This window comes from Sandarakinorhabdus rubra (genome assembly GCF_010994245.1).
Taxonomy (GTDB): Bacteria; Pseudomonadota; Alphaproteobacteria; order Sphingomonadales; family Sphingomonadaceae; genus Sandarakinorhabdus; species Sandarakinorhabdus rubra.
In genome coordinates this window covers 24,182-31,618 of the sequence record NZ_WMHO01000002.1, presented here as the reverse complement: position 1 = coordinate 31,618, position 7,437 = coordinate 24,182, and the positions used below count along the sequence as shown (strand labels likewise).

The window sequence follows — 7,437 nt, the reverse complement described above, 5'->3', positions numbered from 1 at the left end:
CCCGGTCCCAGGCAAAGCGCCGGCCATAGGCCACGCAGTCGGCGCGGCGAGCGGCGAGCGCGCGGGCCATGGCGTCTGACAGATCGTGCGCCACCGCACCGATGCGGCCCGGCGCACGGCCATCGGGGCCGAAGCCGCCCTCCCCCACCACATCAAGCGGGCCGGGCACCGGATAGCCGGCCACCGGCGTGCCGCAGGCCAGCGCCTCGATCATCACCAGCCCGAACGTGTCGGTGCGGCTGGGAAAGGCCATCACGTCGGACGCCGCATAGGCCGAGGCCAGCGCCGGGCCGTGCAGCGCGCCAAGGAAATGCGCCTGCGGGTATTTCTTCTGCAGCGCGTCCAAGGCCGGGCCGTCGCCCACCACCAGCTTGTCGCCCGGCCACGGCGCCGCCAGGAAGGCCTCGATATTCTTTTCCACCGCGACGCGGCCGACATGCAGGGCCAGCGGCCGCTTCAGCCCGGCCGCCACCGGGTGCGGCGCCTGGTCGGGTCGGAACAGATCGGTATCGACCCCGCGCGCCCAGAGCCGCGTGTTGTGAAGGCCATGGCCGGCCAGCTCGGCAGCCAGCCGGGGGGTGGCCACCATCACGGCATGGGCCGGGCCATGGAAGCGGCGCAGCACGCGCCACACCCGCGCCGGGTTGATGCCGATGCGCGCCGCGACATAATCGGGAAAGCGGGTGTGGAAACTGGTGGTGAAGGCAAAGCCGGCCTCCAGCGCCCAGCCGCGCGCCAGCCAGCCGAGCGGGCCTTCGGTGGCGATGTGCAGGGCTTCGGGGGCAAAATCGCGGATCTGCCGGGCAATGCGGCGCCGCGTTGTCATCGCCAGCCGGATTTCCGGGTAGGACGGCATCGGCAGCGACCAATATTGATCGGGCGAGATCAGCTGCACGCGCACGCCGCGCGCCGCCAGCAGCCGGACGGTGGTCGACAGCGTGCGCACCACGCCATTGACCTGCGGTTCCCAGGCGTCGGTGACCAGGGTGAGCTTCACGGTGATCTCCTCAGGCCGCCAGCGCCGCGGGCTGCAGCGGCGATGCCTTGTCGATATGCGCGGCCTCGCGCGTGCGGGCCGCCCAGTCGATGATTTCCATGCGGCCGTCGCCATGCTCCACCAGCGCGGTGCAGCTTTCCACCCAGTCGCCATCGTTGAGATAGGTGATGCCGGAAAAGTCGCGGATTTCGGCGGAATGGATATGGCCGCACACCACGCCATCCAGCCCCCGCATCCGCGCCGCATCGGCCACCGCCTGTTCGAAGCGGCCGATGAAGGCCACCGCGTTCTTCACGCGCTTCTTGATGTGGGCCGAGATCGACCAATAGGGCAGGCCGAGCAGCAGCCGCAGGCGGTTGAACTGCACATTCAGTTTCAGCAGCGCCTCGTAGCCAATGTCGCCAGCCCAGGCCAGCCAGCGGTGATAGAGCACCACCGCATCGAACTCGTCACCATGGCAGACCAACAGGCGGCGCCCGTCGGCCGTGGTGTGGACCACCTCCAGCGCGATCTCCACCCCGCCCAGCGACAGGCCGGCATAGGGGCGCAGCATCTCGTCGTGGTTGCCGGGAATGTAGATCACGCGGGTGCCCTGCGCCGCCATCTTGAGGATGCGGCGCACGATATCGTTGTGGCGGGCCGGCCAATACCAGCCGCGCTTCAGCTTCCAGCCGTCGATGATGTCGCCCACCAGGTAGAGCGTCTCGGGCCGGATCGACTTCAGGAAATCCAGCAGCATGTCGGCATTGCAGCCTGGCGTGCCGAGGTGGATGTCGGAAATCCACACCGTGCGGTGCTTCATCTTGCGGGATGGCGGCGGTTCGTCCTCCGGCTCGTGCAGGAAGGCGGGGCCCCGGATGCAACCTTCGACCGGCCGCAGCATGCCGGGAAGCAAGGGCTCTTCCAGAAGATCGGCCGTCGGCAAGGCAAGCGCGTGAGACGCCATGGGCTCTCCCCTCTTCATCCTTGCCCGGACGCCATAGCGATGTTCGATGACGGAGATATGGAGGTTCAGTGTCAACCAGGTTGCAACGCTGGCAGGTTGCAGCGCCGGGCTGTCAGCCCTGTCCCAGTCGCTTGCGCTCAGCCCTGTTCCAGTCGCTTGCGCTCCCAGGCGAGGGCATGGCCCACCATGGCATCAAGATCGGCAAAGCGCGGCTGCCAGCCCAGCAGCGCCCGCGCGTTGGAGGCCGCGACCAGCACGGCCGGATCACCGGCACGGCGCGGGCCGTCAACCCGCGCTATCGCCTGTCCTGACACCCGCTCCAGCGCGGCCAGCACCTCAAGTACCGAGGCGCCGCGGCCATAGCCGAGGTTGAGACAGTGGAACTGGCCGGGATCGGCCAGACAGGCGCGCAGCAGCAGCACATGCGCTTCGGCCAGGTCGCTGACATGCACATAGTCGCGCACGCCGGTGCCGTCGGGCGTCGGCCAGTCCCGCCCGAAGATGGTGAGCCGCTCGCGCTGGCCGGTCAGTACATGGCAGGCCAGTTCGATGAGATGGTGGGGGTGGCGGCTGGCCTGGCCGGCACGCAGGGCCGGATCGGCACCGGCCACGTTGAAATAGCGCGGACAGGCGACCGACAGGTGACGGTTCGCTGCCACCAGATCGGCCAGCATGCGCTCCGCAAACGCCTTGGACCAGCCATAGGGATTGATCGGCGCCACCGGCGCGACTTCCGCCAGAGGCACACCGGCGCCGTTGCCATAGACCGCCGCCGTGGAGGACAGCACCAACGCGCCCACACCCCGCGCCAGCGCGGCCTCGGCAAGGCCCAGCGTTTCGGCGACATTCTCGCGATAATAGAGCGCCGGGTTGGCAACGCTTTCCTCGACCGAGATGCGGGCGGCGAAATGCAGGATGGCGCCGATGCCATGCTCGCCGATCAGCTCTTCGACCAGCGCCCGGTCACCGGCGCGCCCGGCCACGAAGATGGCGCCCGGCGGCACCAGCGCCCGGCTGCCGGTGGACAGATCATCCAGCACCACCGTCCTGATGCCGCGGTCGATGAGGGCGAGTGCGGCGTGGCTGCCGATATAACCCGCCCCGCCGGTCACCAGCACCGGCGGCAGATCGGCTTCGGGCAGCAGGGGCAGGATTGATGTCATCCCTCCGGCCTAGCCGCTGGCGGGCGCGGCCTCAATCGGGAATGCCGGCGGCCCTGTAGGCGGCATAAAGCCGGTCCTTCACGCCCGGGTATCGGAAGGGCAGAAACTGCGATCGGCGGGCATTCTCGCTCGGGCTGCGTTCCAGCAGCGCCTGGGCCATGCTGCGGGCATCGTCCAGCCGCCCCTGTTCGACGGCGGTGGCGATGCCGACGCGCATGGCTTCCAGGCTGGCCCGGCTGCGCACCATCGATTTCTGCACCCAGCGGCTGGCGGCATCGAGATCGCCGGCCTGATAGCAGGCCATGGCCCGGCCGGCATGGATGCCGATGTCGGTGGGATCGGCCAGCGACAGCGCCTCGGCGCGATCGAAATCGGCGAGCGCGCCCGGGCTGTCACCGGCATGGATGCGCACCCACGCCCGCGCCAGCCAGGGGAAGGCGAAATGCGGCTGCAGGCGCAGCGCCCGTTCGATCACCACCAGCGCGCCATCAAAATCATGGCTGAGCAGCAGATACATCAGCCCACCGATCGATTGTACCATCACGTCATCGGGCGTGCTGTGCACGGCGTGGCGGGCAACGGCGGCATAATGCTCGGCATCGGCGCGGTTGGCGATCCGCCCGGTCTGCACGGCGGCCCACGGCAGGTAGGCGCCGGACAGGCCATGATCGGGATCGAGCGCCAGTGCCTGATCGAGATAGGCCTTCACGGCCACGAAATCGCCATCCCCCATCATGTGGGCCAGCGCCCGCAGGAACAGGGCGTTGGCGCTGGCCGGCGGGCGTTCCTGGGCCTGCGCCGCGCGCGAGAAGCGGATGCGCGATTCCAGCGTGGTGACGATGGCCCCGATCAGATCTTCCTCGAGGGCAATCAGATCGTCGCCCTCGCGGTTATACTCGTCGGTCCACAATATCTGGCCGCCCGGATCGATCAGCCGGCAGCGCACCCGCACCCGCGCGCCCGATTGTACCAGGCTGCCGGAAACGACATGTGCATCGGGTTGCACCGCCGCGGCGTCGCCCAGCACCCTGATGTTGCCGAACCGTGCCAGCGCATCGGCAAGGCCGGCCTGCACCATCTGCGCCAGCGGCAGGGCAAGAGCCGGATGGCCGGTGGCCGCAAAGGGCTGCACGATCACGCGCGCCAGAACGCCTGACGGCTCCTCGTCGGCCGGCAGCGGCGCCGCCGGCACGGCGTCACGCGCGGCGGCCACCACGACGGCCGCCGCGCTGTTGACTTCCCCCACCAACCGGTGCGCCGCAGTGGTGGCCTGCGCCGCCTGCTCGCGGTCACCGGCGGCGGCCAGCAGGGCGATGCGCCGGCCATGCAGGCCGGCATCGTGGGGATCCGCCTCGATCAGGCGGGCCAGCACGGCCAGATGCGTTGCCGTTGGCAACGGCCGCGCCAGCATGGCCTCACCGATGGCGCGTGCGGCATCGGCCATCTCGCGCCGCACCGCACCGATCCACGCGTCGAACAGGGGCTGTGCCGGCAGGTCGCAATCGGCGAGGAACGTCTGGTTGGCGGCGATGAACAGCGCTTCCAGCCGCTCGGGCGGCAGAAGGTGCAGGCGATCGGCAACGGCGGCGCGCACCTGCGCCACATCGATCAACAGGCCATCGGTATCGAGCCCGACATCGCCGCGCCCGGCCTGCAGCCGATCGGGCGTGTCGAGCAGCGGGCGCAGCTTGGCCAGGCTCCAGCGCAGGGCGGCGCGCGGATCATCGGGGATGTCCCACAGCAGTTCGCACAGCCGTTCCCGGCGGTGGCGGCGCGGTTCCAGCGCCAGGAAGGCCAGCAGCGCTCGCGACTTGCGCGACGCCGGCAAGGGCCGCGCCTCGCCGGCGACGAGCAGTTGCATGGGACCAAGACAGTTCAGCGTCAGCATGGAAAACCCACCAGAAGCCGCCGCTTATGCCGCCGTTTCCACGATTTTCAACGCCAATTCCAACGCTGGCTCAAACGCTGGCGCCCACGCCGGGCCGCCAATGCCGCCGCCAGCCGGACAATGCTCCGGTGTACCCCCTCAAAGGAGAAGAGCATGACAACGATTGCCAACAAGGGGCTCACGGCCGGCCCGCTGATCCTGGCCGCCCTGGCCGCCGTGCTGGGCAGCGCGCCCGCCGCCGCCGAAAAGTTCAACGGCTTCTACGTCGGTGGCGATTTCGGCTATGAAGACAGCGGCCGCTCCACCAAGGACGGCTGGACCTTTGGCGGCTTTGCCGGCTTCAACCTCAAGCCGAGCGACAGCTTCGTGATCGGCGGCGAGTTCCGCCTGGCCGATTCCACCATCGATGAACGGCTGCGCAGCGAAACGACCACCAACGTGACCGTGTTCGACAACAGCGTTGGCCGCAGCATCGGCGTGTCGGCCCGCGCCGGCTATCTCGCCACCGACAGCACCCTGCTGTTCGTGCGGGCCGGTTGGGAAAACACCCGCTTCAAGTCGATCCGCACGGTGACGCCGAAGCCGCCGGCCGCCCAGACCCCGGTGGTGACCAACCTGTCGGTCAACGATGACACGCTGACGCTGGGCGGCGGTGTCGAACAGTTCGTCACCGACAATGTCAGCCTGCGCCTCACCTATGACTGGGCCGAGAATTTCGACCGTCACCAGGTGCGCGCCGGGGTTGCGTTCAACTTCTGACGCGCAAGCGCCTCAGAAGCGCCTTCAACTTCCGACGCTGCCGCCCCCTGAACAGCATGGCAGCGTGGAAGGGCGGGCGGTTGCCGAGGGGGCGGCCGCCCGCCAAGCTCCCCTGACACCCCCTCGACCACTGATCGGGGCTGGCCATTGCGGCTGGCCCCGGTCTTTTTTTGTGCGCGCGAGTTCGCAGCCAGCGCCGGGAACGGGGAATGTGGGGGATCAGGGGTCAGGAACCCCGATTATTGACCGCGCTGGTCGGGGCGAGAGGATTCGAACCTCCGGCCCCTGCCTCCCGAAGACAGTGCTCTACCAGGCTGAGCTACGCCCCGACCTTGCGCGGAGCCGGCGCTATAGCCGCCGGCGCATGCGGGTGCAACCGCTCAGCCGGCAATTGCGAGCATTTTTGTGACATCCACGATCTTCTCGCGCGGGGCGCCGGGGCGGGCCTGCGCCACTTCGGCTGCTTCGATCTTCTGCCAGGCGGCAAAGTCCAGCGCCCGCAGCCCGCGCGTGGCCAGCAGCGCATCAAGACCGGCCGGGCCGGCCTTGCCCGCTGCGGTAATGCCATCGGCGACCATCGCCTCCACCACGCCGAAGCCATCGGGCCGGTTGGTGCCGATGGTGCCCGAAGGCCCGCGCCGCGCCCAGCCGCTGGCATAGAGGCCGGGTGCGATCCGCCCGGCATCATCGGTGGGGAAGCGGCCCAGCGCGTCGGACCAGTTGACGCCGGGGATCGCCGCTGTGCGATAGCCGATGCAGGCAATCACCAACCCGCAGGGGATGGCGTGCAGTTCGCCGGTGCCCCGCGCCTGGCCGTCTTCCAGCCGCGTCGTCTCGACGATCAGCCGCTCGGCCTTGCCATGGCCTTCCACTGCCACGGGGCGGCGGAAGAATTCGAAATTGATGGTCACCGGCTTTTCATTGCGCGGCTGACCGGCGAAGCTGCGCAGGTGGGTCACCATCTTGCGGTGGCCGGGCTCCAGCGCCGCGTCCTCGGCTTCCGGCGGCAGATCGGCGGGCTTCACGATCGGCTGGGCGCGCACCAGGTGCCCCAGCTCGCCAGCCTCCTTGGTGGTAAAGCTGGCCTGGTGCGGGCCACGGCGGCCGACAATGTGGACATCGCGCACCGCGCTCTTCGCCAGCGTGGCGAGCGCGTGGCCGGCGATGTCGGTGCTGGCCAGCTCGTCCACCGTCTTCGCAAGGATGCGGGCGCAATCGATGGCGACATTGCCGTTGCCGATGATGGCGGCGCCATGGTGCGACAGGTCAACCGCCAGCCCGGCATGATCGGGATGGCCATTGTACCAGCCGACAAACGCCGCCGAGCCGACAACGCCCGGCAGATCATCGCCGGGAATGCCCAGCGCCTTGTCCAGCGGCGCGCCGACCGAGAGCACGACGGCATCATAGAGCGACAGCAGTTCCTCAACGCTCACGTCCTGGCCAACCGTCACATTGCTCACCAGCCGCGTGCCGGGCGCCAGGTTGGTCGCCTCATAGCGCTTGGTCACCGCCTTGATCGACTGGTGATCGGGCGCCACCCCGGCGCGGATCAGGCCATAGGGCGTCGGCAGCCGATCGATGATGTCGATGCGCACGGCGTTGCCCCACTGCTTCTGGGCGGCCTCGGCGGTGTAGTAACCGGCCGGGCCGGCACCCACGATGGCGATGGAAAGGGTCAAGC

General features: G+C 69.0%; 6 protein-coding genes and 1 tRNA gene. 1 reads left to right on the top strand and 6 read right to left on the bottom strand.

Features of this window, described 5'->3' with window-relative positions:
• The 4 genes from GJV64_RS00405 to GJV64_RS00390 form a co-directional block, all read right to left on the bottom strand.
• Positions 1 to 997: glycosyltransferase family 4 protein (locus tag GJV64_RS00405; RefSeq protein ID WP_235927525.1), on the bottom strand; the 997-nt coding region annotated here is incomplete at its 3' end.
• 10 nt (positions 998 to 1,007) lie between these two features.
• Complete coding sequence (locus tag GJV64_RS00400; RefSeq protein WP_164155324.1) at positions 1,008 to 1,880, bottom strand: UDP-2,3-diacylglucosamine diphosphatase; 873 nt, start codon at positions 1,878 to 1,880, stop codon at positions 1,008 to 1,010.
• 200 nt (positions 1,881 to 2,080) lie between these two features.
• Positions 2,081 to 3,106: a UDP-glucose 4-epimerase GalE gene (gene galE / locus GJV64_RS00395; RefSeq protein WP_164155321.1), complete on the bottom strand. Its 1,026-nt coding sequence runs from the start codon at positions 3,104 to 3,106 to the stop codon at positions 2,081 to 2,083.
• Positions 3,107 to 3,137: 31 nt separating this feature from the next.
• Positions 3,138 to 4,994, bottom strand: coding sequence for a hypothetical protein (locus tag GJV64_RS00390; protein ID WP_164155320.1), 1,857 nt, complete (start codon positions 4,992 to 4,994; stop codon positions 3,138 to 3,140).
• 153 nt (positions 4,995 to 5,147) lie between these two features.
• Here GJV64_RS00390 and GJV64_RS00385 point away from each other — a divergent pair, with 153 nt between their 5' ends.
• Positions 5,148 to 5,753, top strand: coding sequence for an outer membrane protein (locus GJV64_RS00385; RefSeq protein ID WP_164155319.1), 606 nt, complete (start codon positions 5,148 to 5,150; stop codon positions 5,751 to 5,753).
• A gap of 252 nt (positions 5,754 to 6,005) precedes the next feature.
• Here the strand turns inward: GJV64_RS00385 and GJV64_RS00380 are convergent.
• Both GJV64_RS00380 and GJV64_RS00375 read right to left on the bottom strand, forming a co-directional pair.
• Positions 6,006 to 6,082 (bottom strand) — tRNA-Pro (locus tag GJV64_RS00380).
• A gap of 51 nt (positions 6,083 to 6,133) precedes the next feature.
• On the bottom strand, positions 6,134 to 7,435 hold the full coding sequence (locus GJV64_RS00375; protein ID WP_164155318.1) for an FAD-dependent oxidoreductase: 1,302 nt from the start codon (positions 7,433 to 7,435) through the stop codon (positions 6,134 to 6,136).
• Positions 7,436 to 7,437: the final 2 nt, after the last annotated feature.